This is a genomic window from Gottschalkia purinilytica, assembly GCF_001190785.1.
GTDB lineage: Bacteria > Bacillota > Clostridia > Tissierellales > Gottschalkiaceae > Gottschalkia_A > Gottschalkia_A purinilytica.
Genome location: NZ_LGSS01000010.1, coordinates 20,237 through 44,352, shown reverse-complemented (window position 1 = coordinate 44,352; position 24,116 = coordinate 20,237). Strand labels below are relative to the sequence as shown.

Sequence of the window (24,116 nt, the reverse complement as noted above, 5' to 3'; positions counted from 1 at the left end):
TAATTATTAACATTTTTTGAATAAATATTATATATCTATATATATGCAATTGTTGTATGTGATATAATTGTTACTATAATGTTTACTAGATTTAGTTAATTTAAAGGGGGTTTTTTTATGAGTATTACTTTTAGAGAAGAACTTAAAGATCTTACTCCTTATCAACCAGGCAAACCTATAGATGATGTTAAAAGAGAATATGGTATAAGTGATGTAATAAAGCTAGCTTCTAATGAGAATCCTCTTGGATGTTCTCCAAAATGTATTGAAGCTATAAAGAAAGCTGCTGATTCTTTAGCTATATATCCAGATGGTAATTGTACATTATTAAAAGAATCTTTATCTAAAAAGCTTAATGTAACCCCTAAGCAAATAGCATTAAGCAGTGGTTCTGATGAAATGGTAGATATATTAGCCAAGACATTTATAAGTAAAGATGATGAAGTTATATTATCCTCTGTTACTTTTCCTAGATACATATCTACTACAAAAATGATGGGAGGAAAGCCTGTTATAGTACCTCTTGAAAAATGGACTTATAACTTGGATGGTATGTTAAAGGCTTTAAGTGATGATACTAAGTTAATTTGGTTATGTAATCCTAACAACCCTACAGGAACTATGTTTACAGAAGAAAAGCTATTAAACTTTTTAAGTAAAGTTCCCAAAGATGTAATAGTAGTTTATGATGAAGCTTATAATGAGTATGTAACTAGCGATGAGTATCCTAAAAATAGTATAGAGCTTCTTAAAAAATATGATAACTTAATTATTTTAAGAACATTTTCAAAAATATACGGACTTGCCTCTTTAAGAATAGGATACACTATAGCAAATGAAGAAGTCATTCAAAACATTGACAAAGTAAGAGCAGCTTTCAATGTTAACTCACTAGCACAAGCTGCTGCACTTGCTGCTCTTAATGATGAAGAATTTATAAAGAAAAGTTATGAAACAAATAAAGAAGGTAAAAAGTATCTGTATGAAGAGTTCAACAAATTAGGATTAGAGTATGCTCAATCTGAAACTAATCATATATTTGTCAACGTAGAAAAGGATGCTAATGAAGTATATGTTGAACTTCAAAAAAGAGGTATGATTATTAGACCTATAATTGATACTTGGATAAGAGTTAGTATAGGTACTAGTGAGCAAAATGCTATATTTATCAAATTGCTTAAAGAAGTTTTGAATAAATAAACTTTAATTATTAACTAAAAAAGATAGTGACTTAGTAGAGTCACTATCTTTTTTTATTCCTAAGCTCCCATAATATCGTTTCCGTCAACCTTTAAACTTAGTCCACTTCTTTTATATACTATTCTATAAGAAAGTATAGCTAATCCATATCCAAATATTAAATCTAGAAAAGAGTGTTGTTTTATCATTACAGTTGATAGACTTATAAGTGCACATGTAATCTGAGAAACATATTTAGAAAACTTGCTTATATTTTTAATGTTAATTATACCTTTATGAGTTAATACTGATTGTAAAACATGAAGACTTGGAAGTACATTTACAGGATTATCTGCACTATATATAAGTAAAGTTAATTTTGTAAATATATCGTCTCCAACTATTTCAGGTCTAGTTATATATCCTGGGAATATTAAAAATATTATAATGCTTATAACTGTTCCAAATGCCATTGTTTTAGCATGAACTACAAAGAGACTTCTATCTTTAAATATCATATAAATATAAGTTCCCCACAAATAAATATAGTATATAACATATGGAATAATCATATATTTTACATATGGAATATAGTTATCTATAAAAATTTCTACATTATATACTTGTCTATTTAAACTATTTATTTGAAAATACACCAAGCTTAAAGTTATTAATATTAAAATCATAAATAAGTGCTCGTATTTTTTATAAAAATCCTTCATTCTCACTCACCTTCTTTATGCTTTGTCCTTAAAAGGCTTCAGTTTTAATGTTAAATTATATTATAAGCTATATTTTCTTCTTATATATTCTATATGTTTTATATAGTTTACCCCCTAATTTTTCTATATCTCTTTGCATAGTTTTATTATATTCCCAAACAGTTGAACCTTCTCCATAAGTATATCCTCTTTTTTCACATACCTCTAAAGTTTTTAAATATATAGCCGAAGCTACACCTTTTCTTCTATACTCTGGTATAACAAATAATACAAATAGTCTTGCTCTTGTAATTTTTCTTTTATAGTATAAATATTTTAAAAATCCAAATGGGGTTATTTTTCCATTTAAATGCTTTAGTACTTGATTGTAGTCAGGTAGTGCTATATTAAATCCAATTGGCTCTCCTTCATTATTTCTTGCTATATATATAAGTTCAGGATCTATAACAGGAGCTAAGTTTTCACCTATTACTCTTATTTCGTCTTCTGTAGGTGGTATAAAATCTTCCCATTCCTCTGGCATAGCCTTATCTATTACTTTTTTTATATCATCTAATTCTTGATCAAATTTTTTTAAATTAAACATATCTAATGTGAACTTATACTTGTCCATAGCATAAGGCACTATATCTTTATATCGTTTACTCACTCCTTTAGATATCTTATATTTATAAGCATAACAATCCCAATATTTTTCAAATCCATAATCTTCAAATAACATTCTATAGTATGGTTTATTATAAATGTTCATTACCAAAGTAGGATCTTCAAAATTATCTATTAGAACACCTCTATTGTCATCACCATTTGGGAGAGATATTGGCCCTATAACTTTCTCCATATTCATTTTTTTAAACCATTTAAATGCATAGTCAAATAGTTTTTTAGAAACTTCAAAGTCATTTATGCTTTCAAATAATGATATATATCCTTCTTTATATCCTTTAGCTTCATTTAAATGTTCATTTATACCTATACACATTCTTCCACATATGTCACCATTTTTATATGCTAGTAATAATTTATATGGTCCGCTTTCTTTTAAAGAATTATTTTCTCCATGTATGCTTTTTTTTACATCTGACATTAATGGCGGAACCCAACATGGATCATTTTCATAAATCTTCCAGGGCAATCTTATAAAGTCCTTTTCTTCTTTCTTCGTTTTTACTTCTGTTACTTCAATTGTTGCCATCATATACCTCCAATTTTTTCAAGTGTAAATAATAAAAAAGCATTTACAAAAATTTCTCCATTACAAATAGAAGTTAGCAAAACAGCTAAAACAAGGGAGGCTTTCGTAAATGCATACTAATTTTATCACAAAACTAGTGTAATTAAAAGTTACGTTTTATATTCCCTTCTCATTCCTTTTTCATACATATTGAAGTTCTATATATAAATTTTTATATTTAAATTGTAATATTCTTATTTTGACTATAATATTCTATATATTTACGTCAATAAATGAATATATTATGTCTTTTTTATAAAAAATAATATAATTAAATAATATATAAGGAGTGTATTATGATATGTCTAATCAATCAATTAAAATTTTCAAAGGAAATATAGTATTCACTAAAACAAAAAATGAATTTACAATATTAGAAAATGGTTATATCGTTATTAAAGATGATAAAATAGAAGAAGTATCTTCTTCTATTCCTGAAAAATATAAAGATATAAATGTTATAGACCACGGTAATAAATTAATAATCCCTGGATTTGTAGACACTCATCTACATGCTCCTCAGTTTCCTAATAGAGGACTTGGACTTGATAAAGAGCTTTTACCATGGCTTGAAACTTATACTTTTCCAGAAGAAGCTAAATATAGTGACTTAAACTATGCTAAAAAAGTGTATAAGAGACTTATAAGTGAACTATGGAAAAACGGTGTTACTCGTTCATGTATATTTAACACTATACATAAAGAATCCACTAAGTTACTGTTAGATATGTTCATTAAGTCTGGATTAGGTGCTTTTGTTGGTAAGGTAAATATGGATAGAAACTCTTCATCAGATTTAACTGAAAATACTCAACAATCTCTTAAAGATACTGAAGAAATATTAAGAGAATATATAGATAAATCGGACATTGTCAAACCTATAGTAACTCCAAGATTTGTTCCTTCGTGCACTCCTGAACTGATGAAGGGACTTGGTGAATTAGCAAAAAAATATAACGCTCATGTACAATCTCATCTATCAGAAAATCCTAGTGAAGTTGCATGGGTTAAAGAATTACATCCAGAGTTTGACACTTATGGAAGTGTATATGACCATTTTGGATTATTTGGACAACAACCTACAGTAATGGCACACTGTGTTCATAGTGATGATAATGAAATAAGCTTAATGAAGAAAAATGGTGTTTTCGTTTCTCACTGTCCTCATTCAAATTATAATTTATCTAGCGGTATAGCACCTGTTAGAAAATTTCTAAATCAAGGTGTAAAAGTAAGTCTTGGTAGTGATATATCTGGAGGACATACTGCATCTTCTTTACATTGTATGGTTGCAGCAGTTCAAGCTTCAAAGATGAGATGGATAGATTCAGAAGGAGAACTTGATTCATTAACAACTTCTGAAGCCTTTTATCTCGCAACTAAGGGTGGTGGAGAGTTCTTCGGTAAAGTAGGAAGTTTTGAAAAAGAATATGATTTTGATGCACTGATTATAGATGACAGAAATCTAGGAGAACTTGATATTACAATTAAAGAACGTATCCAAAGATTCATATATATAGGCGATGATAGAAATATATTAGAAAGATACGTGACTGGAAAAAAGATTGAAGAGCCTAAGTTTGATTAAACGAACATCAGACTCTTAACAAGATAATAATATATATCATAAACAAGTAATCTGCATTATATAAAAAACTCTCTTTAGCAAATATATTTAAAATAATCTATATGCTTAAAGAGAGTTTTCTATTTAAAATCTATTCATAAATATTTATATCTAAAAAGATATTAATGACTTTAATTGTTATTTTATTTTTTAGTTACTTTAAATATTTTATGTATAAAATATTTATTGTCTAATATTTATATACTTCCCAAGGTGTCTCCCACTCATTTATAACTTTTGTATCAGGAGCATATCCAGGGACAGACCACCATTTGGCACGATATGTAATTCCTTTATATGTTACTATGTCCCCTCCATTATATGCTTTATTCGAATCCCATTCTGGATAAGTAGTAACTTTACTAGGATCAGTTTTTACTGCTATTTCATTACTTGGTAAAGATTTATTACCTGATGAATCTATAGCCACAACATAGTATTTATATTCTTTATCTGGTTCCAAGTCTACATCCTCATATGTTCTCGTTCTTGAAAAACCAATAAATTTATTATCTCTATATACTTCATATTTTTCTACTTTTATATTATCTGTTGATTCATTCCATTTTAAAGATATATTTTTTTCTGTTTTAGATGTATAAGTTAAATCTGATGGTGCATTTGGTAGTTCTTTATCTATTTCATCTGATGATCCAATTATCTTGTCCAAAATTGCTTTTAAATTTGGCATTACTCCTATTTTATCGTTAGTAGGATTTGCAGACAGTGTTCCTGTACTCGGATCACTTAAAATATCCCTTAGTTTTTCAGGACTATATACTTTTCCAAACATTTCTTTTGCAATTCCTTGAATAGCTATTGCTGCGCCACTAACAATTGGTGAAGCTCCTGAAGTTCCATTAAAATACGATGTATATAGATTAGGTTTTTCTGGAGTACCAGATAACGTATCAATACTATCTCCCCATCCATATGTATCTATACGACTTCCGTAGTTTGAAAATTTAGATTTTTGATGAGGAACACTAGATGTAGCAGCCCCAACCATAATAGCACCTGAATCTTTAAAGTCACGACTATTTCTATTTAATACTTGTTTACCATGAATATCTTTAAAATTGTCTAAATCATTAGATCCATTTCCAGCTGCTTCAACTATTACAATACCTTTATCTGTACCAAATCTAATAGCATCAAAAACTGCTGGCTCTACTTCTACTGGCAAATAAGAGCTATAACCTGAATAATTTGTTTGTGCTTCTAGAAGTAATACATCTCCTGGATTCATATTGTTAACAGCACTCAAAATTGCATCAGCTGTACTATATTTGCTATTAGTTCTCCATTGAGAAACTACTTTTGCATTTGCATTTGGTGTTATTCCTACATTCCCAATATTGTTATCCATAGCTACTACTTCTCCTAAAACAGAAGTTCCATGTTCATAAAACATACGATTTACTCCAGATATTAATTTAATATCTTTTTCAATTAGATCTTCATGATTTAATGCCCATCCTTGTTCCACGTCTACAAATGTTATTCCTTTTCCATCTCCACCCTTAAGTTTCCACGCGTATTCTGCATCAATTCCTAATGGAGCTGGTTTTAGATATCCTTGTCTTGGATATCTTGGATCATCATACGGATAGACAGATGTAGGTTGTACAGGTTTTCCCTCTATGTAAGCTGTCTCAATAAAATCCAGCTTTTCTAATACTTCTACTATAATCCTTCCTTGAGATTCATTTGAAACCTCAACAACATAATAATTTAATAAATTAGATACATCACTTTCACTTGACTCAGAATAATATGTATTAGATTCTTGAACTTGCTCCTCTTCAATAGACTCAAATAACTGTTCAAATTCAAGATGAGGATATTTATCAAGTACCTCATTTAGCTGAGGATATTGTTTTATAAGCTCCTTACTATCTTTTATATTATTTTCATATGTAATATCAGCATTATCCTCAATCTTAACTACTACACGAGTCTTGATTTCTTCCTTTGCCAATACTAACGTATTATTTATGAAAGGTGTAAAGTTAAGTAACACTAACGATAAGGCTATAGTTATAGAAACTATCTTTTTGAATAACTTAAAATTTTTCATAAAATTCACCTCTCAAACAATATAATTTAAATTGCAAGATTTTTTTCATATGATATAGGCTAGATCTTTTTTATAAATTTCATTATAAAACACTAAGTATTCCTCCTTATTATCACCTTCTTTCTTAATTAAATGACTAATTAATTAAATATGTTCTGTTATTAAATTGTAATAATATGACTTTTTTTAGCGATATATGTTTATTTCATAATACCACTTTTAGGAAACAAAGTAAATAAGATCAGAGTCACTCAAATTTATGACTATTTGTATAATTGTGGAATAAAAAAATCCTATCAAGTTTTGATAGGATTTTTTAGATTTTATATCTAGTTAATGAAAATGACATTAGTAAATTTTAATCATTTACTTTTAAGATATAGTATATTAATTATTTGAAACAAGCTTTTTAGCTAAATTAGCTGCAGCATGGGCATCTTTAGCATATCCATCTGCTCCAATCTTTTCAGCAAAGGTTTGCGATACTGGACCTCCACCGATCATTACCGATATTTTTTCTCGTATATTTTCTCTTTTTAATAGCTCTATAACTTCGGCCATATTTTCCATCGTAGTAGTCATAAGAGTTGAAACTCCAATTAAGTTAGCATTTATTTCTTTAGCCTTATTGATAAAATCAATAGGTGCAACATTACTTCCTAAATCACATACTTCAAATCCAACAGTTTCAAGCATTATTTTAAACAGATTCTTTCCTATATCATGAGTATCTCCTTCTATTACTCCAACTACAGCCTTATATTTTTCATCTACATCTTGACTCTTCAGATTTGCTTTTAAAACATCTAATCCATTATACATTGTATCAGCACATATCAGCATTTCAGGAATATAATATTCTCCTTCTTCGTATAATTCCCCTACTTTCTCCATACCATTAGCTAGTCCTTCTGTAATTCCTTCATTTATATCAAATTTATTATTTACATATTCATTAGCAACTTTTACAACTTTATCTTCTTCCATTTCTACCACGCATTCAGAAAGTTGATCTAGTAAATGCTTCTTAAGGTTACACATATTATCCCGTTATAGAAAAGTTATATAAAACTAGTTTTTAAATTTCACTATTGTTTTAACTTTTATACATCTATAACGGTTTTCACCTCCTTATAGTTTTGTTATATTTATTACTAATCTATAAATATAAATTAGTATCTTCCATAAGTTTTAGCTGCGTTAACCATAGCATACATATTAAGTGGTGGTGTAGAAGGAGAAATAGCACAATCAGGCATAAGTATAAAACCACCAGGTCTATTCTTCATTTTTTTAATAATATCCTCACAATAGTTTAATACTTCATTATAAGTACCAATTTTTAAAATAGTTGTTGGAACATTACCTCCAATTATATAGTCAGGACCTAAATATTTACCTGTTTCTACTATATCCATATCTGCACTAAGACTAAATGTAGTTCTAGGAGCTAACTTTATTTCATTTTTCCAATAGTACAGATTTTTCATATGATCTCCACAAAGATGAACGCTCCATTTTTTTATTCCTTTATCAATAAGTTTGCTATGAATTTCTGATATGTATGGAAGGCTAAATTTTTCAAACAAACTAGTCGGAATTAAAGCATTACTTTCCATAGGATACATTGAAACTACAGAACAGTTCTCAACTCCAAACCTATCTATAAAATAATCTGCTCTTTTTAGTATATAATCTGTAGCTATCCTTTGAATCCTGTAAATAGCTTCTGGTTCCTTTCGAAACCACTTTAACATAGTAGTTGCTCCTAATATATCAACAGTAACACCCATAGGTGATCCTACAGTAAAAGAAACATCTCTTCCTTTTTTCATATTCAGCTCTTGAAACTTTACTGTACGTCCCATATGTGGTGCTTTTTCTATATCAGGAATAGTTAGATTATCTATATCTTCTACTTTTTCCACAGGTCTTTTTTTCACTATCGGAAATGACAATCTTGGAGAAGTTTTAAGCTCAACTTCTCCTCCAAAATCCCAGCAAGAGCCTTGAGGCATGCCATATGATGGACCACTATCTAATCCTAATAGCTCTACAACTTTTTCTCCAACTTCCATTGCCCATTCAGGATTTAAATAAAATTCTTTTAAAGAAAGATTAGATAAACTAGCGCCAAATTCACTACCTGATCCCATTACTGGAATTCTATCTATCTCTTCTCTCATAACTAGTTTTCTCATTCTTTCTGATGGAGTAAGCTCGTCTTTATACATAAGTTATCTCCCCTTTTTGTTTTTGTAACCTTCCATAGCTTTTTTCAAAAAAGAATCATCTACTAAATCTTCTCTTTTACCATAATTTTTTATCATATTTGCTTCTTTTGAAACCTTATTAGCTGCTTTATGTCCTGACTCAGTAAGTTCACCAGTAGTAAATATAAAAGGCTTCATCATTTCCAATGCTATTACTAGTTCTTTTTTATCTCTATTAGGAAATACTTTTGAAATCTCATCTGCTATTTCTTCCGGTGTGTGATCTTTATGTCATTGTATTCCTTTTATAAAGTATAATTTCAATACCTTCTTTCCAAAAATAAATATTATCCATACGTAAACATAGTACCACGCAATAAATACTTTGTCTTATCGAATCTTATTATGTTTCTGTTATTTTCAATAGATAGAGTTTATATAAAATATTAACTGTATATAATAAAAAAGAACTTATCCTAGTTCTAGACTTTTCATCTATTTTTTAGGATAAGTTCTTCTTGAGCTAATATAATATTTTATTAATTAAAGTATTCAGCTAATGTCCTATACTCTACTTTTTCTCCATTTTTCTTAATTCTAATTGCTGTTAAAAATAACTTAGCCGTATCTATACTTGTAAAAATTGGAGTTTTAAATTCTGCAGCTTTTCTTCTTATCTTAAATCCTCTACTTGCTTTATTATTTCCTTTTGTTGGAGTATTTAGTATTAAGTCTATTTCTCCTTTTGCTATAAGTTTTTCTACATCTGTTAAATCTATAGCCTCACCTGTTATACCTTTTTCTTGTAAGAATTTATGTGTTCCAGTTGAAGCATATATTTTGAATCCTAAATCTACATATTCTTTTACAATTTCCAATCCTTCTTCTTTATCTACATCTTTTAATGATACATATAATCCACCTATTACTGGTATATTTACACCTGTAGCTTTGAATCCTTTGTATATAGCTTTATCAAGTTCAATATCAAGTCCTAGTATTTCTCCGGTAGATTTCATTTCAGGACCTAGATAGGTATCTACATCTCCAAGCTTTTCAGTTGAGAATACTGGCATCTTAACTGCATAAAAGTCCTTATTTTCTTTTAATCCGGTTCCATATCCCATATCTTTTAACTTTTTACCTAACATTGACTCTACTGCAAGTTTTACCATTGGAACTCCTGTAACTTTACTTAGTATAGGCACCGTTCTTGAAGCTCTAGGATTGACTTCTATCACATATACTTTCTCACCATCGTACACATACTGTATATTTATGAGTCCTATTGTTTTTAATTCTTTAGCTATTTTAGTTGTATATTCAACTAATTTATCTATAACTTCTTTTGACAATGTAACTGTAGGATATACCGTTATACTGTCACCTGAATGAACTCCCGTTCTTTCTATATGTTCCATTATACCAGGCATTAGTATATCTTCTCCATCTGATATAGCATCAACTTCTATTTCAGTTCCCATTACATATTTATCTATTAATACGGGATGTTCTTTTGATAAACTTACGGCTTCTGTCATATAATTTGTTAGTGTGTCTTTATCATATACTACCTGCATTGCACGGCCACCTATAACATAAGATGGTCTAACTATTACAGGATATCCTAATTTTTCAACTGTTTTATAAGCTTCTTCCAAACTTATAACTGCTTTACCTTCTGGAGTTGGTACATTTAAGCTCTTTAGTAAGTCTCCAAACTTTCCTCTATCTTCAGCAAGATCTATAGATTCAAAGGAAGTTCCTAGTATCTTTATACCTTTTTTACTTAGCTTTTCAGCCAAATTAATTGCTGTTTGACCACCAAATTGTACTACTACACCTTCTGGTTTTTCCTTTTCTATTATATTCATTACATTATCTATATATAGTGATTCAAAATATAGTTTATCAGATGTATCAAAGTCGGTACTTACTGTCTCTGGATTATTATTTATAATTATTGACTGATATCCTGCTTCTTTTATAGCCCATACTCCATGTACACAACAATAATCAAATTCTATTCCTTGCCCTATTCTTATGGGTCCTGATCCTAATACTATGATTTTTTTATTATCTGATATTACATTTTCGTCTTCTTCTTCGTAACATGAGTAGTAGTAAGGAGTTTCTGCGTCAAACTCTCCACCACATGTATCTACCATTTTATACACTGGATATATATTATTTTCTTTTTTAAGTTTAACTATATCTTCTACATCTACACCACTTAAATCACTTATTTCAGAATCTACAAATCCCATTTCTTTAGCTTCTTTTAATAATTTTGCATTTAATTTTTCTTCTTTCAGTCTATTTTCCATTACTACTATATTGTTAATTCCATTTAAAAACCACTTATCAACTTTAGTTAAATCATGTAATTCCTCTATTGATATACCTATTCTCAATCCATGAGCTAATGCAAATATTCTTTCATCATCGCACATTTTTATTTTTTCAATTAGTTCTTCTTTACTTATACTTTGGAATTCGGGCATTCTTAATCCTACAAATTTTCCTTCTAAAGAATCTAATGCTTTTAGTAATGAACTCTCAAATGTTCTACCTATAGACATAACTTCTCCGGTAGCTTTCATTTGAGTACCTAATTTTCTTGCTGCTTTACTAAACTTGTCAAATGGCCACTTAGGTACTTTTATAACTACATAGTCTAATGTAGGTTCAAAGAAAGCGCTCGATGTTTTTGTTACATAGTTCTTAAGTTCATCTAAGCTAAAACCTATAGCTATTTTTGAAGCAAGCTTTGCTATAGGATATCCTGCAGCTTTTGAAGCTAAAGCACTTGAACGACTAACTCTAGGATTTACTTCTATAACTACATATTTTTCACTGTTTGGATCTAGTGCATATTGTACATTACATCCACCTTGTATTTCAAGACTTCTTATTATTTTCAGAGCTGAAGCCCTTAGCATTTGATATTCTTTGTCTCTTAATGTTTGACAAGGAGCTATAACTATACTATCTCCTGTATGAACCCCAACAGGATCTATATTTTCCATACCACAGATAACTATGCAATTATCTTTGGCATCTCTCATTACCTCAAACTCTATTTCTTTCCAGCCTGCTACACTTTGTTCTAACAGTATTTGACCTATTGGACTACTGTTTATACCACTTGTGCAAATATCTATAAGTTCTTCGTGATTACTTGCTATACCACCACCAGTGCCACCTAGTGTATATGCTGGTCTTATAATAACTGGATATCCATTTTTAGCTACAAACTCTTCACATTGTTGCAAATCTGTGGCTATAATACTCTCTGCTATAGGTTCTTGTATTTCAAGCATTAAGTCTTTAAATGATTCTCTGTCTTCTGCCTTTTTTATTGTCTCTCTTTTTACTCCTAAAAGTCTAACTCCATATTTATCTAATATACCTTGCTCTTGAAGTGTCATAGCTAAGTTTAGAGCAGTTTGTCCTCCAAACCCTGCAAGTATTCCATCTGGTCTTTCTTTATCTATTATGTTTTCTATAGTTTCAACTGTTAATGGCTCTATATATACTTTATCTGCAACATTCATATCTGTCATTATAGTTGCAGGATTACTATTAACGAGTATTGTTTTTATTCCTTCTTCTTTTATAGCTTTACATGCTTGTGTCCCTGAATAATCAAACTCAGCTGCTTGCCCTATTACTATTGGACCTGAGCCTATAATCATGACTTTATTTAAAGACTTATCTATTGGCATTGTTATTTTCCCTCCTTAATCATATCTACAAAACTATCTAACAAATAATTTGTATCAGTCGGTCCTGGTGAACCTTCAGGATGGAATTGAACTGAAAATACAGGAAGTTCTTTATGCCTCATTCCCTCTACTGTATTGTCATTTAAATTAATGTGAGTTATTATCATTCCTGTATCTTTAATACTTTCTGCATCTACACTGTATCCATGATTTTGAGATGTTATAAAAGATTTATCTTTTTCTATATCATATACTCCATGATTTCCGCCACGGTGTCCATACTTCATCTTATAAGTGTTTCCTCCTACAGCAAGTGCTAGTAGTTGATGACCCAAACATATTCCGAAAGTCGGTACCTTTTTTATAACTTTTTTCACAACTGATATTGCTTCTTCTGCTACTTTTGGATTACCTGGTCCATTGCTTAGGAGAACACCATCTGGATTTATACTCATTATATCTTCATATGATGTTCCATAAGGAAATACTGTTATATTACAGCTTCTAGCTTGTAAAAGGTTTATTATATTTCCTTTTGCACCAAAGTCCATTACAGCTACTTTAGGTCCATTACCATCTACATGAATTATCTCATTTGTACTAACTTCTTTCATCCAATCTTCTCTTAAGTCAGTTTCCTTTATAAGGCTTTCTAATTCTCCTACAGATAATTCTTCATTAGTTATCACACACTTTACCGATCCTAGACTTCTTATTTTTTTAGTTATACTTCTTGTATCTACACCTTGTATACCTACTATCTTCATTTCTTTTAATAGATTATCTAGTATACCCTCGCTCTTATAGTTTGAAGGAGTGTCAGAAACATTTTTTACAATAAGTCCTCTTGCATATATTTCATTAGATTCTTTTTCTACCTTGTTTACTCCATAGTTCCCTATCAGAGGATAAGTCATAGTTATTATTTGTCCAGCATATGATGGATCTGTAAGAATCTCTTGATATCCTGTCATTGCTGTATTAAAAACTAGCTCTCCAACAGACGTACCAACATGACCAAATCCTTTTCCTACATAAACTGTTCCATCTTCTAAATATAGAATTCCATTCATTTTATCACCCCGCCAGTAAGTTTATCTAGATATCTTTTACTAGATCTTTTTATTTTTCATATATTTTACTTTGGCTTTTTTTATTTTTACAATAAAAAAAGCCTTCCTGGGCATGGGCACAGAAAGGCATACTTACCTTGAACATAGTAATAGATAAAAACACTCCTATTTTCATACCTTTCTAGCCTCTCTGGACCAGATTAAAGATAATTTATCATTATAAGAATTCTATCACTATATTTATAAAAATGTCAACACACATTTGTCACATTTTTATATCTAATAATTACTATCTGAAGTCCCATCCAGTATATATCAATTATTCATATCTCTAATATCCTAAATATTGGTTTACAATTATTACATACATTCTGTCTTTTTGATACTCTTTTTTTATAATAGTATATTTGTTACAAATTCTCTCTGGACTGTTACAATCCATACAATAACCAACTTTTTTACAAGGGGTTTTTTTATCTAATCTTTTACTATTTGCAGGTGCCGCTATTTCTCTATTTCTCATAATAGCTTCATCGATATCTTTAACTATTTTATTAATCCCAGCTACTACAATAACTTTTTTAGGTCCATAAATCATTGCAGCTACTCTATTTCCTAATCCATCAACATTATAAAGTTCTCCTTTTTCTGTTATAGCATTTGTACTAACTAAATAAGCATCTGATGAAAAAGTTTTTATAAATAGTTCCTTTATATCATTAGAAGTTAGTCCTTCTTCATATCTATCTAAAAAGTTGTAATTTCCCTTTCTTAAAAAATCAATTATTCCAGTTTCAAACAAACTCATAGATCCTCCAACTGAAACAGTATCTCCTTCTTCTATAATTTCCTTGATTTTTTCTATGGCATCTTTTTCATCTTCAACAAAATATCCATTTATATTGTTTTCTTCTAAATTTTTTATTACTCGTTTAATCTTTTCTTCAAATACGAACCTAATATTTTCATCCATAATATATACTTCCTCCTTTAACTCTTGATAAAGTATATCTATATATTTACTATATGTTTTTTATGTTATTTATAATTATAAATGATTTTGAAATAAATTACACTATTTTTTTATTTTTTCTTAGTTTTAAAGTTTTTTGATATACGATCATTGCATATTTATACATATCGTATTAGTGTGTAGCTACTAATTACCTTAATCAATTGCTATGACTATATTAAATAACCACAATTTAATTAACAAAATTAAAGAGTAATTTGAAATTTTATGTACAAGCTATGCTATAATATGGAAGTTATTGAATTTAATAAGGTGGTGCTTCAATGGGTGAATATAATAAAAAATACTATATATTTTCTAACATATTATTCATAATTTCTATTGCTACTGTAGCTGTATCTCTTGCATCATTATTCATTCCAGATGTTACTAGCAAGCTAATTATAAACATCTTATTTGGAATAATATTTTTGCTACATGGAATAAGAGATTATCTATTTACAATTAAGAAAGTAAAACCATATATGTTTTTTATAATAGGATTTTTAAACTTAGTTGTAGCTTTTTTAATATTTAAATATCATGTATAGTTTATATAGAATTTAATTTGTTAAATAAAAAAGATATAGCTTAATTATTAAGCTATATCTTTTACTTTTAAGATTGTGAATTAACTTTACATATCTAAATTATGAAATTTTATTATTGGTTAATATCTATCCTAAAATATATTAATTGAATATATTTTCAATTGTATCTTTTATCCATTTAAAGAATCCTTTTTCTTCTTTCACTTGTTCTTTTTTATCTTCCTTTTCTGGTTTTTCGTATTTTACTTCATCTGTTTTTAAAACAAATTTAACTGTTCCTTCCATATTTTCTCCAAGACCAGTAAAAGAATTATATGACTTAGACATATTAACTAATTCATCTTTTACTTCTATTATTCCATCAAGTCCTTCTACCTGTCCTCCTAGCTCTTTTGTCATTTTATCTATTCCTTCTTCACTAAACTTTTTCATGTTTTCGTTCAATTCTTTTGATCCTGAAGCTAATTTATTTGAACCTTCCATAAGTTGCCCTACACCGTTTGTTAATTCTTTTGCTCCTCCATTAAGTTTTTCAGTACCTTTTTCAAGTGCTCCTGCTCCTTGTGATAGCTGTCCTAATCCATCTGATACTTGATTAGCACCTTTTGCTAATTTAGAAGCACCACCTGAAAACTGACCTAATCCATTATTTATATCAGATGATCCTTTATTAAGTTCACTTGCCCCTTGTTTTAATCCTTTACTTCCTTCTTCTAATTTTTTAGCTACTGGTCCTAATGATTGAGCTCCTTTATTAAGTTCACTTGCTCCTTTAGCTAATTCTTGTTGTCCTTGAAGAATTTTATTAGTTTCTCCTTTTATATTTTGTGAACCAGCATTTATAGTTTTCAAGCTACTTTCTAATTGTGATAACCCTTGTAAAAATTCATTTCCAGAGTTTTTCAATCCTTCTAACCCTGCTCTCTGTTCTTTAAGCCCAGCTACTATTTTATTACCTATCTCTGATACCCCTGGTACATTTGTAATAGATTCAGCAGCACTAATAAGTGTATCTAATCCTTTGGACATGGTATTAATAAAGCCCATCTCTTTTTCTTTTGAAGCTTTTAATTTTTTTATACCTTCAATACTTTGTGATATTCCATTAGTTAATTGATCTTGTCCGTTCATGAGTTGAGAAGTTCCATTTGCTAATTTATTAGCTCCATCTTCTAGTTTACTTGCTCCACCAGCTAATTGTCCCACTCCATTTGCAACACCGCTAGCACCTTCAGCAAATTGAGAAGACTTATTAGCATATTCTACTGCTCCTTTAGTAAACTGATTCAACCCATTTCCTAGTTGACCTGACTTCTCCACAAACTGATTAACTCCGTCAGCTACTTGCTTAGCTCCATTATGAGCATCACCTATTCCTTTTTCTAATTTTTTAGCTCCATCGTTAAGCTCTTTAGCTCCTGAACCTAAATCATTTATTCCTTTTTCAAGCTTCTTGAAGTTATTATTAAATTCATCCTGACCATTAGCTAAAATACCTGTAGCTTCTGTAAGCTTCCCACTAGCTTCTTCTATCTGCTCTATTCCTTTAATTAAATCACTCATTTTATTAGTATCTTTAAATAAGTCGTCATTTAATAAATTTGGAGTTGCTGATACATATATAGATCCCATTTCAAATTCTTTTACATCAGCACTTATTTCAAGATAATTAGGAACATCGAAATAACTTTTGTCCAGTGTTTCTTCTAATCCAGGCACTGTTATATATGTTATAACATTGTTACTTCCTTCATTTATCATTTTTCCCGTATTAACAGTAACATTTGTGAACTTATCTGTTGATAAATTTACTACACTCACAGCAATAAAAGGAGTAAATAGCTTTCTATCTTTTCCATTTATATTTTTATGCTTTACATCTTTATTCTTTATCTCTAACTTTATTTTTACTTTTCCAGATTTACCTGCTAAATCTTTAGGTGAAATTTCTTTACCATCAAGTGTATAAGTAACATTAACATCCAAAGGTAATTGCTTATTTGTAGTTCCTTGATAGTATACATCATTATCTTTTAATTTCCATGTTACATTTTCACCATTTATAGTTGGTTTTTCATCACCTTTTACATTTTTTATATCATTTAATGATGATTTATCTTTTATTTCAACATTCTTTGAATCTGAATGTAACCAATCACTCACTATAACTTTTTCCACTCTACCTTCTGGTGAAAGATTCCCATATACAGTTTCATCTTTTTTAGTATTTGATTGAGCAAATCCAATGCTAGAAATAGTCAATACACTAGCCATTGAAATACTTAAAACTCTAGTCACTCTTTTTTTATTCATAGTATCGCTCCTCCCTTGAAACTTTATATTACTTAGCTTCTGATTTTTTTCTCCAGCCTATAGTTGTTTTTGCAACTATACCTTCTGTTAATAATAAGATAGAAGGTAAAATAAATATTATTACAAACATACTTATAATAGCTCCTCTTGATATCATCATTGTGATACTACCCACCATTTTTATTTGAGCTACTAAGCTTATACCAACTGTTGATGCAAACAAAGCAAAAGCACTTGTTATAATTGATTTCGAAGATTCTTTTATACTTATCTTCATAGCTTCATACTTATCTAATCCACTAGCCATTTCTTCCTTAAATCTAGTTGTAAGAAGTATCGCATAGTCTACTGTAGCTCCTAACTGTATTGTTCCTATAACTATAGAAGCTATAAACGGTACTGTTGCTCCCATAAAATACGAAATCCCCATATTTATAAATATTGCAAGTTCTATAGCTGAAACTAGTATTACAGGAATTGATATAGAACGGAATACTATCATAATTATTACAAATACTGCTATTGTTGAAGTAACATTTACATTCTTAAAGTCTACATCTGCGATTTCAACTAAATCTTTCGTTAAAGCACCTTCACCTGTAATTTTAGCATTTTTATCATATGATTTTATTATCTTGTTTAATTTATCAATTTGCTGATTTTGTTCTTTTGTAGCTGCTTTATACTCTGAGTTCACTAGCAACATCTTATAACCATCTTTTTCAAAAGTCTCTTTTATACTATCAGGTATCATTTCTCTAGGAACCATAGGTCCTACAAATTTATCATAAGTTAGAACTTGATTTATTCCATCAACTTTTTCTATTTTACTTATCATATTGTTCATTTCATGTGACTGTACTTTTCCATCTACAACAATCATGTGAGTAGTTGTCATATTATACTCTGTTTTTAATTTGTTTAAAGCTACTATTGAATCCAGATCTTTTGGTAATGACTGGTCTACATTATAGTAAACTTGTAATTTACTTTGTCCATAGAAAAATGGTACAAATAATACTAAAGCAATGACAACTAAAAGTTTAGAATGTTTAGTTATGAAGTTTGGTATTCTTTCAAACTCTGGTAATACTGTTTTATGTGTATATTTGTGTATATACTTATCAAAAGTTAGGATAAGCGCCGGTAATATCGTTACTGTACATATAACTCCTAACAGAACTCCCTTAGCCATAACAATCCCTAAGTCTTTTCCTAATCCAAGTTTCATAGTAACTAATGCTAAAAATCCTGCTATAGTAGTTAATGAACTACCTGTTATAGATCCCATAGTTTTTGTAATAGCATGAGACATAGCTTCTTCCTTATCACTTGTATACCTTAGTTCTTCTTCATATCTGTGTAGTAAGAAAATAGAGAAGTCCATAGTAACCCCTAACTGTAAAGCTGCTGCAAGAGATTTAGTTATATAAGATATCTCCCCTAAGAATATGTTGGTTCCAAAGTTATACAATATAGCTAGCCCTATAGAAGAAAGAAATATAAACGGAACTACAGTTGATTCTACAGTCAAACCTAATACTAATGCTGATAAAATTGTTGCTATGATAACATATAATGGTGTTTCTTTTATTACTAGGTATTTCATATCTTTAAGTATTGTGGAAACTCCACTTAGAAAACACTGCTTATTTACAACACTTCTAATTCCATCTATAGCTTTCTCAGTCTCTTCTGAAGATCCTGAACCATTAAAATCTATCATAAGAAGTGTAGAATTTTCCCTATAAAATATGTCTTTGATATCTTTAGGTAGAATTTCTTTTGGTATACTTAAATCAGTAATATCTGTTATCCAAGTAACTTGTTTTACACCTTCAACCTTTTCAACTTTTTCCTTAACTTTCTCAACGTCTCTACTATCCATACCTTCTACTACAAGCATACCTGTAGCTGCTTTACCAAAAACCTCGTCTACAATATCTTGACCTTTTACAGAATCAAGATTATCTGGTAAATAAGTAAGTAAGTCATAATTTATATCTGTTTTAATCATTCCAAAAATAGAAGGAATAATTAAAAGCAAAGCAATAACTAAAACTGTTTTTCTATGATGAGCAATAAAACTTGATAGCCCCTTCATATTTTCAACTCCTTTCTGTTCACTAAGATTGCTTCATTAATAGTTTTTTAATCATTTTGAATAATATTGGTTTCATTTCTTCTATTGGTGATGGCTCTTTTAAAATTATTGAACTATAACAAACAGAACCTATTAACTCTATTATTATAAATAGTGTCTTTTCTACATCTTCAGTCCCTAGTCCGTACTCTTCTAGCTTTGTAATTAGATAATTATATATTTCTTCTATCTCTTTGTTGTGTTCTTTATTAGTAAGGGCCTTTCTAAATAATCCCCAGGAAAGATTTTTATGGATTATTTTCAAAAGAAGTTTATTCTCCTCTAAATAATCAATTATTTCATTAGTAAAAAATATAACTTCTTCTGTGAAATCACTAAGCTCTTCTTTAATAGCTTTTTCATTAGCTTTTTTTATAACACTAGCACTTTTCTTGAGAATTATTTTATCTAAAAGGTCATTTTTATCTTTAAAATACAAATAAAAAGTACCTTTAGCTACCCCAGCTTTTTTTGATATTTCACTAATAGCAGTCTCATTAAATCCTTTGTTTACAAATAATTCATATCCAGAATTAAATATAGCCATCTCTTTTTGCTTTTTGTTTACATCAGACTTACTCATCTTACTACCCATACTATCTCTCCTATTTATGACCACTGGTCATTTTTTCTTTTTTTGTATTATAGCATTAAAATGACCAATAGTCAATTTTTTTATTCAACTTTTTATTATTATTTTATTTCATTTTAAAATAAACAAAAGTCCCTTAATTCCAACGAATAAGAGACTTCTTTGAGTTATTTTATATTATATTTTAAATATTTATTTTAAACTTTATATCTAGTTTTATCCAATATAATTACATATATCTTCCCATATCATCACATAGATTTATTAAACTTACTAATTATTTTTTCAAATCGCATTTTCTTATAGAAATCCACCCTAAATAAAAACATATAACAGATATACTAATTAAAAATAAAAAAATAGTAAAAAGATTATTAATTAAAAACATATTGTATATTGGTAAAATTATTCTCTCCATTAATACTACAGGTGCAAATATTACAATAACAGCTGCATATATCCAAACTCGTTTCCCAAATCTATATGACAATCCTGAAATTAAATTAAGCACACCACATGATGCTAAAAATATAGCAAAAGTTATAAGAAATAGATAAATTCCACCAGGAAAATACTCATTAAATGATAGATATGTTTTATTTAAGCCTAATAAAGGAATAATAATTGATTCTATATTTAGAAGAACCACTTGAACGATAGTCATAGCAAGTGAAAGAACAACATGAAAAGCAACGATTCCCTTATAACTATCTTTTCTCGTACTGCTAAATCCAATTAATGCTTTAAATGCTTCACTATACATCATAATAGAAGTAACAATTATATATATTATGATAGGAATATAGTTTCCTCCTACATTACTTATCTTACCTCCACTATTTAACCCTATACCTATATGGATTGTGCCTCCATTAACCATAACTCTTATAAAAGAGTTATATATTATACCAAAGATATTAAAAGCTATTACTATTCCCCAAAATATTAAAAAAGCCTTTTTATTATATAAATAATGAAATTTTAGCTGCTTTTTTAGTGACTCCATATCTTAGTTGACCTCCTTACTATTTGTAAAATGTATAAATAATTTTTGTAAAGGAACTCTACTAATTTCTATATTTGACTCCCTTAATTTTCTTTTTTCATCTTCGTTTAATTCGTCAAATATCATAACAATAGAAGTACTTCCAAAGCTTTCCTTGTAGAGTATATTTTTATTTTCAATAATTTTTAATATCTCTGATTCATTTCCTGATATATAATGAGCTTTTTCCATCAATTCCTCAATATTTTCATTTAAAATTATTTGTCCTCTGTCTATTATAATTATCTCTTCTAAAACATTACTTATTTCATCTATGAGGTGAGTTGATAATATAATTGTTCTTTTATTTTCTTGATAGTCTTCTAATAATAAATTGTAAAACTTATCTCTCATAACAGCATCTAATCCTAAAGAAGGTTCATCAAATATAGTTATAGGTGCACGACTTGCAAATCCTATTATTATAGCCACTGAAGTTTTCATACCTCTTGAAAGACTTTTGTATTTTTTATTAATATTGATTTCAAACTCTTTTATAAGCCTATCCTTAAATTCATTATCCCAGTTATCATAGAATACTTCAGAAAACCTAAATATATCTTTTACCTTATAATCTTCTAAAGGAAATTCATTGTCTTTTACAAAACAAATCCTATCAAGTACATTTCTATTTTCAAAAACTTCTTCACCAAATATATTTATTTCACCTTTATCTTTTAAATACTGACCTGTAAGAGTATGAAGAAGTGTAGTTTTTCCTGCACCATTTCTACCTATTAGCCCATAAATTTTATTTTCTTTTATATTTAAGTTTATATTTTTTAATGCTTCTGTTTTCTTGAAAGATTTAGATAAATCTCTACATTCTATAATCACACTCATTAACTATCCCTCCTTATATTTATTAATAGCCTCTACAAGTTCGCTAGGTGTTATCTCTAATCGCTTTGCCTCCATCAGTATTTCTGGTATGGTTTCATCAAAGAAAATTTGTTGTCTCTTTTTAAGTATTTTTTCTTTAGCTCCTTTACTAACAAACATTCCTATGCCCCTTTTTTTATATATGACTTCTTCATCTACAAGTATATTTATTCCTTTAGCAGCAGTAGCAGGATTAATTTTATAGAAGTTAGCAAATTGATTCGTAGAAGGAACTTGATCATCTTCTTTTAAATTTTCATTTAATATATCATTTTCTATATTTTCTGCTATTTGAACATATATAGATTTGTCAGTATTTAAAGTAGGTTTCAAGATTTCACCTCCTTAGTTATATGGTTCATTAGTTATGTAATTAAGTATATAACTTTACCATTCTTTTATCAACCATTTTTTAAAATTAATTTTATTTATACATTGAATAAAAGTTTTGCTAAAAATCAAAGCTCTGTAACTTACTAAGTATCAATGTAAAAAATAAAAAGAATAAATCATTTGATTTATTCTTTTTATTTTTAGTTATTATTCATATGCAATTTTTAATATATTAAGTATATCTTGTCTGTTCAAAGCCTTAAGTCTTCCTAAAGGTGTTACTAGTTCAGTATTATCTGCAAATTTATCTAACTCTTCTTTTTTTATGCCTAGTTCTTTTAACGTAGTAGGTGCACCTAAATCTTTGAAAAATTCTTTTAGTTTTGATATCCCTTCTAGAGCTATTTCTTCGCTTGTACCTTCTTTTATACCAAATATATTTTCACCAAACCTTTTGAACTTATTTACATCTTCTTTATAAACATATTTCATCCAAGCAGGATGTATTATGGCAAGCCCTGCTCCATGAGCTACATCAGTAAAAGCACTTACTGAATGTTCTATTCCGTGTGTTGCCCAATCCCCACCGTTTTTCGCAATTTTAAGATTTCCATTTAACGCTAATGTAGCACTCCATGCTAGTTGAGATCGTGAATTATAATTATTTGGATCTTTTATAAGTATCTTCGAATGTTTCATTATAGTTCTAATTATTCCTTCTGACATTTCATCTATAACATCAGTTTTATCTCCACCTATAAAGTAACACTCTAATATATGACTTATTGCATCTACTGCTCCATATACAGTTTGCTCTTTTGGAAGAGTAGATTGTATAGTTGGGTCTATTATAGAAACTTTAGGATATAATACTGAAGCACTTGTACTCCACTTTTTCTTTTCATCTTCTTTTGTTATTACACATCCTCCATTCATTTCCGATCCTGTAGCAGATATAGTTAGAATAGTGAATATTGGAAGAGCTTTGTCTATTATATATGTTTTTTCAAATGCATCCCATATATCTCCTTCATAGCATATACCTGCAGAAACAGTCTTTGCTGTATCTATTGTGCTTCCTCCACCAATAGCCAGTATTCCGTCTACCTTTTCTTTCTTCCCAACTTCTATTGCTTCATATACTTTTGAAAGTACAGGATTGGATTTTACTCCACCTATTTCTATAATATCTATATCATTCTCTTTCAAAGAACCTATAGCTGTATCATAAACGCCATTTTTAAATATAGATCCTTTTCCATATAGCACTAATACTTTTTTTACATTGTGACTTTTTATTTCTGTTCCAATGTTTTTAATAGTATCTTGTCCGAATATTACTTTAGTAGGATTTTCAAATATGAAGTTATCCAAAATATCACCTTCTCC

At 29.0% G+C, this 24,116-nt stretch carries 19 protein-coding genes; 3 read left to right on the top strand and 16 right to left on the bottom strand.

Features of this window, described 5'->3' with window-relative positions; genetic code table 11:
* Positions 1–117: 117 nt before the first annotated feature.
* Positions 118–1,200 (top strand): histidinol-phosphate transaminase, encoded by a 1,083-nt coding sequence (gene hisC / locus CLPU_RS10550; RefSeq protein ID WP_050355630.1) that lies wholly within the window; start codon positions 118–120, stop codon positions 1,198–1,200.
* 59 nt (positions 1,201–1,259) lie between these two features.
* Here hisC and CLPU_RS10545 read toward each other — a convergent pair whose 3' ends face one another.
* Both CLPU_RS10545 and CLPU_RS10540 read right to left on the bottom strand, forming a co-directional pair.
* Positions 1,260–1,901, bottom strand: coding sequence for a phosphatase PAP2 family protein (locus tag CLPU_RS10545; RefSeq protein ID WP_050355629.1), 642 nt, complete (start codon positions 1,899–1,901; stop codon positions 1,260–1,262).
* 67 nt (positions 1,902–1,968) lie between these two features.
* Positions 1,969–3,096 carry a GNAT family N-acetyltransferase gene (locus tag CLPU_RS10540; RefSeq protein ID WP_050355628.1) on the bottom strand — a complete coding sequence of 376 codons (1,128 nt, stop codon included), beginning with the start codon at positions 3,094–3,096 and terminating at the stop codon, positions 1,969–1,971.
* Between the two features lie 340 nt (positions 3,097–3,436).
* On the opposite strand from CLPU_RS10540, the gene guaD reads away from it, so the two are divergent.
* A complete protein-coding gene (guaD, locus tag CLPU_RS10535; protein WP_050355627.1) occupies positions 3,437–4,723 on the top strand; it encodes a guanine deaminase in 1,287 nt (428 codons plus the stop codon).
* 229 nt (positions 4,724–4,952) lie between these two features.
* Here the strand turns inward: guaD and CLPU_RS10530 are convergent, their stop codons facing one another.
* From CLPU_RS10530 to CLPU_RS10505, 7 genes are all read right to left on the bottom strand, one after another.
* A complete protein-coding gene (locus CLPU_RS10530) occupies positions 4,953–6,842 on the bottom strand; it encodes a S8 family serine peptidase (RefSeq protein ID WP_050355626.1) in 1,890 nt (629 codons plus the stop codon).
* A 387-nt stretch (positions 6,843–7,229) separates the two neighbouring features.
* The gene (locus CLPU_RS10525) at positions 7,230–7,883 is read right to left on the bottom strand and encodes a corrinoid protein (protein ID WP_050355625.1); all 654 of its coding nucleotides are present in this window, start codon (positions 7,881–7,883) and stop codon (positions 7,230–7,232) included.
* 131 nt (positions 7,884–8,014) lie between these two features.
* Positions 8,015–9,076 (bottom strand): uroporphyrinogen decarboxylase family protein, encoded by a 1,062-nt coding sequence (locus CLPU_RS10520; RefSeq protein ID WP_050355624.1) that lies wholly within the window; start codon positions 9,074–9,076, stop codon positions 8,015–8,017.
* 3 nt (positions 9,077–9,079) lie between these two features.
* Positions 9,080–9,253, bottom strand: coding sequence for a hypothetical protein (locus CLPU_RS17255; RefSeq protein WP_157857723.1), 174 nt, complete (start codon positions 9,251–9,253; stop codon positions 9,080–9,082).
* 341 nt (positions 9,254–9,594) lie between these two features.
* Complete coding sequence (gene carB, locus CLPU_RS10515) at positions 9,595–12,783, bottom strand: carbamoyl-phosphate synthase (glutamine-hydrolyzing) large subunit (RefSeq protein ID WP_050355623.1); 3,189 nt, start codon at positions 12,781–12,783, stop codon at positions 9,595–9,597.
* A 2-nt stretch (positions 12,784–12,785) separates the two neighbouring features.
* The gene (gene carA, locus CLPU_RS10510) at positions 12,786–13,856 is read right to left on the bottom strand and encodes a glutamine-hydrolyzing carbamoyl-phosphate synthase small subunit (RefSeq protein ID WP_050355622.1); all 1,071 of its coding nucleotides are present in this window, start codon (positions 13,854–13,856) and stop codon (positions 12,786–12,788) included.
* A 331-nt stretch (positions 13,857–14,187) separates the two neighbouring features.
* A complete protein-coding gene (locus CLPU_RS10505) occupies positions 14,188–14,829 on the bottom strand; it encodes a lactate utilization protein (RefSeq protein ID WP_050355621.1) in 642 nt (213 codons plus the stop codon).
* Between the two features lie 323 nt (positions 14,830–15,152).
* Here CLPU_RS10505 and CLPU_RS10500 point away from each other — a divergent pair, with 323 nt between their 5' ends.
* The gene (locus CLPU_RS10500) at positions 15,153–15,419 is read left to right on the top strand and encodes a hypothetical protein (protein ID WP_050355620.1); all 267 of its coding nucleotides are present in this window, start codon (positions 15,153–15,155) and stop codon (positions 15,417–15,419) included.
* Between the two features lie 141 nt (positions 15,420–15,560).
* Here the strand turns inward: CLPU_RS10500 and CLPU_RS10495 are convergent, their stop codons facing one another.
* From CLPU_RS10495 to CLPU_RS10465, 7 genes are all read right to left on the bottom strand, one after another.
* Positions 15,561–17,732 (bottom strand): methyl-accepting chemotaxis protein, encoded by a 2,172-nt coding sequence (locus CLPU_RS10495; protein ID WP_050355619.1) that lies wholly within the window; start codon positions 17,730–17,732, stop codon positions 15,561–15,563.
* 28 nt (positions 17,733–17,760) lie between these two features.
* Complete coding sequence (locus CLPU_RS10490) at positions 17,761–19,836, bottom strand: efflux RND transporter permease subunit (RefSeq protein ID WP_050355618.1); 2,076 nt, start codon at positions 19,834–19,836, stop codon at positions 17,761–17,763.
* A 22-nt stretch (positions 19,837–19,858) separates the two neighbouring features.
* Positions 19,859–20,470, bottom strand: coding sequence for a TetR/AcrR family transcriptional regulator (locus CLPU_RS10485; RefSeq protein ID WP_050355617.1), 612 nt, complete (start codon positions 20,468–20,470; stop codon positions 19,859–19,861).
* A 274-nt stretch (positions 20,471–20,744) separates the two neighbouring features.
* Positions 20,745–21,473, bottom strand: coding sequence for a hypothetical protein (locus CLPU_RS10480; protein WP_050355616.1), 729 nt, complete (start codon positions 21,471–21,473; stop codon positions 20,745–20,747).
* 3 nt (positions 21,474–21,476) lie between these two features.
* Positions 21,477–22,355 carry an ATP-binding cassette domain-containing protein gene (locus CLPU_RS10475; RefSeq protein WP_050355615.1) on the bottom strand — a complete coding sequence of 293 codons (879 nt, stop codon included), beginning with the start codon at positions 22,353–22,355 and terminating at the stop codon, positions 21,477–21,479.
* A gap of 3 nt (positions 22,356–22,358) precedes the next feature.
* On the bottom strand, positions 22,359–22,727 hold the full coding sequence (locus tag CLPU_RS10470; RefSeq protein ID WP_050355614.1) for a GntR family transcriptional regulator: 369 nt from the start codon (positions 22,725–22,727) through the stop codon (positions 22,359–22,361).
* A gap of 207 nt (positions 22,728–22,934) precedes the next feature.
* Positions 22,935–24,101: an iron-containing alcohol dehydrogenase gene (locus CLPU_RS10465; RefSeq protein WP_050355613.1), complete on the bottom strand. Its 1,167-nt coding sequence runs from the start codon at positions 24,099–24,101 to the stop codon at positions 22,935–22,937.
* Positions 24,102–24,116 lie beyond the last annotated feature (15 nt).

What these genes read in the sequence shown, in the direction of transcription:
- CLPU_RS10495 (WP_050355619.1), bottom strand. Translation starts at nt 17,732, where the DNA reads ATGAATAAAAAAAGAGTGACTAGAGTTTTAAGTATTTCAATGGCTAGT.
- carA (WP_050355622.1), bottom strand. Translation starts at nt 13,856, where the DNA reads ATGAATGGAATTCTATATTTAGAAGATGGAACAGTTTATGTAGGAAAA.
- CLPU_RS10490 (WP_050355618.1), bottom strand. Translation starts at nt 19,836, where the DNA reads ATGAAGGGGCTATCAAGTTTTATTGCTCATCATAGAAAAACAGTTTTA.
- CLPU_RS17255 (WP_157857723.1), bottom strand. Translation starts at nt 9,253, where the DNA reads ATGAAGCCTTTTATATTTACTACTGGTGAACTTACTGAGTCAGGACAT.
- CLPU_RS10530 (WP_050355626.1), bottom strand. Translation starts at nt 6,842, where the DNA reads ATGAAAAATTTTAAGTTATTCAAAAAGATAGTTTCTATAACTATAGCC.
- carB (WP_050355623.1), bottom strand. Translation starts at nt 12,783, where the DNA reads ATGCCAATAGATAAGTCTTTAAATAAAGTCATGATTATAGGCTCAGGT.
- CLPU_RS10525 (WP_050355625.1), bottom strand. Translation starts at nt 7,883, where the DNA reads ATGTGTAACCTTAAGAAGCATTTACTAGATCAACTTTCTGAATGCGTG.
- hisC (WP_050355630.1), top strand. Translation starts at nt 118, where the DNA reads ATGAGTATTACTTTTAGAGAAGAACTTAAAGATCTTACTCCTTATCAA.
- CLPU_RS10505 (WP_050355621.1), bottom strand. Translation starts at nt 14,829, where the DNA reads ATGGATGAAAATATTAGGTTCGTATTTGAAGAAAAGATTAAACGAGTA.
- CLPU_RS10540 (WP_050355628.1), bottom strand. Translation starts at nt 3,096, where the DNA reads ATGGCAACAATTGAAGTAACAGAAGTAAAAACGAAGAAAGAAGAAAAG.
- CLPU_RS10475 (WP_050355615.1), bottom strand. Translation starts at nt 22,355, where the DNA reads ATGAGTGTGATTATAGAATGTAGAGATTTATCTAAATCTTTCAAGAAA.
- CLPU_RS10500 (WP_050355620.1), top strand. Translation starts at nt 15,153, where the DNA reads ATGGGTGAATATAATAAAAAATACTATATATTTTCTAACATATTATTC.
- CLPU_RS10520 (WP_050355624.1), bottom strand. Translation starts at nt 9,076, where the DNA reads ATGTATAAAGACGAGCTTACTCCATCAGAAAGAATGAGAAAACTAGTT.
- guaD (WP_050355627.1), top strand. Translation starts at nt 3,437, where the DNA reads ATGTCTAATCAATCAATTAAAATTTTCAAAGGAAATATAGTATTCACT.
- CLPU_RS10545 (WP_050355629.1), bottom strand. Translation starts at nt 1,901, where the DNA reads ATGAAGGATTTTTATAAAAAATACGAGCACTTATTTATGATTTTAATA.
- CLPU_RS10485 (WP_050355617.1), bottom strand. Translation starts at nt 20,470, where the DNA reads ATGGGTAGTAAGATGAGTAAGTCTGATGTAAACAAAAAGCAAAAAGAG.
- CLPU_RS10480 (WP_050355616.1), bottom strand. Translation starts at nt 21,473, where the DNA reads ATGGAGTCACTAAAAAAGCAGCTAAAATTTCATTATTTATATAATAAA.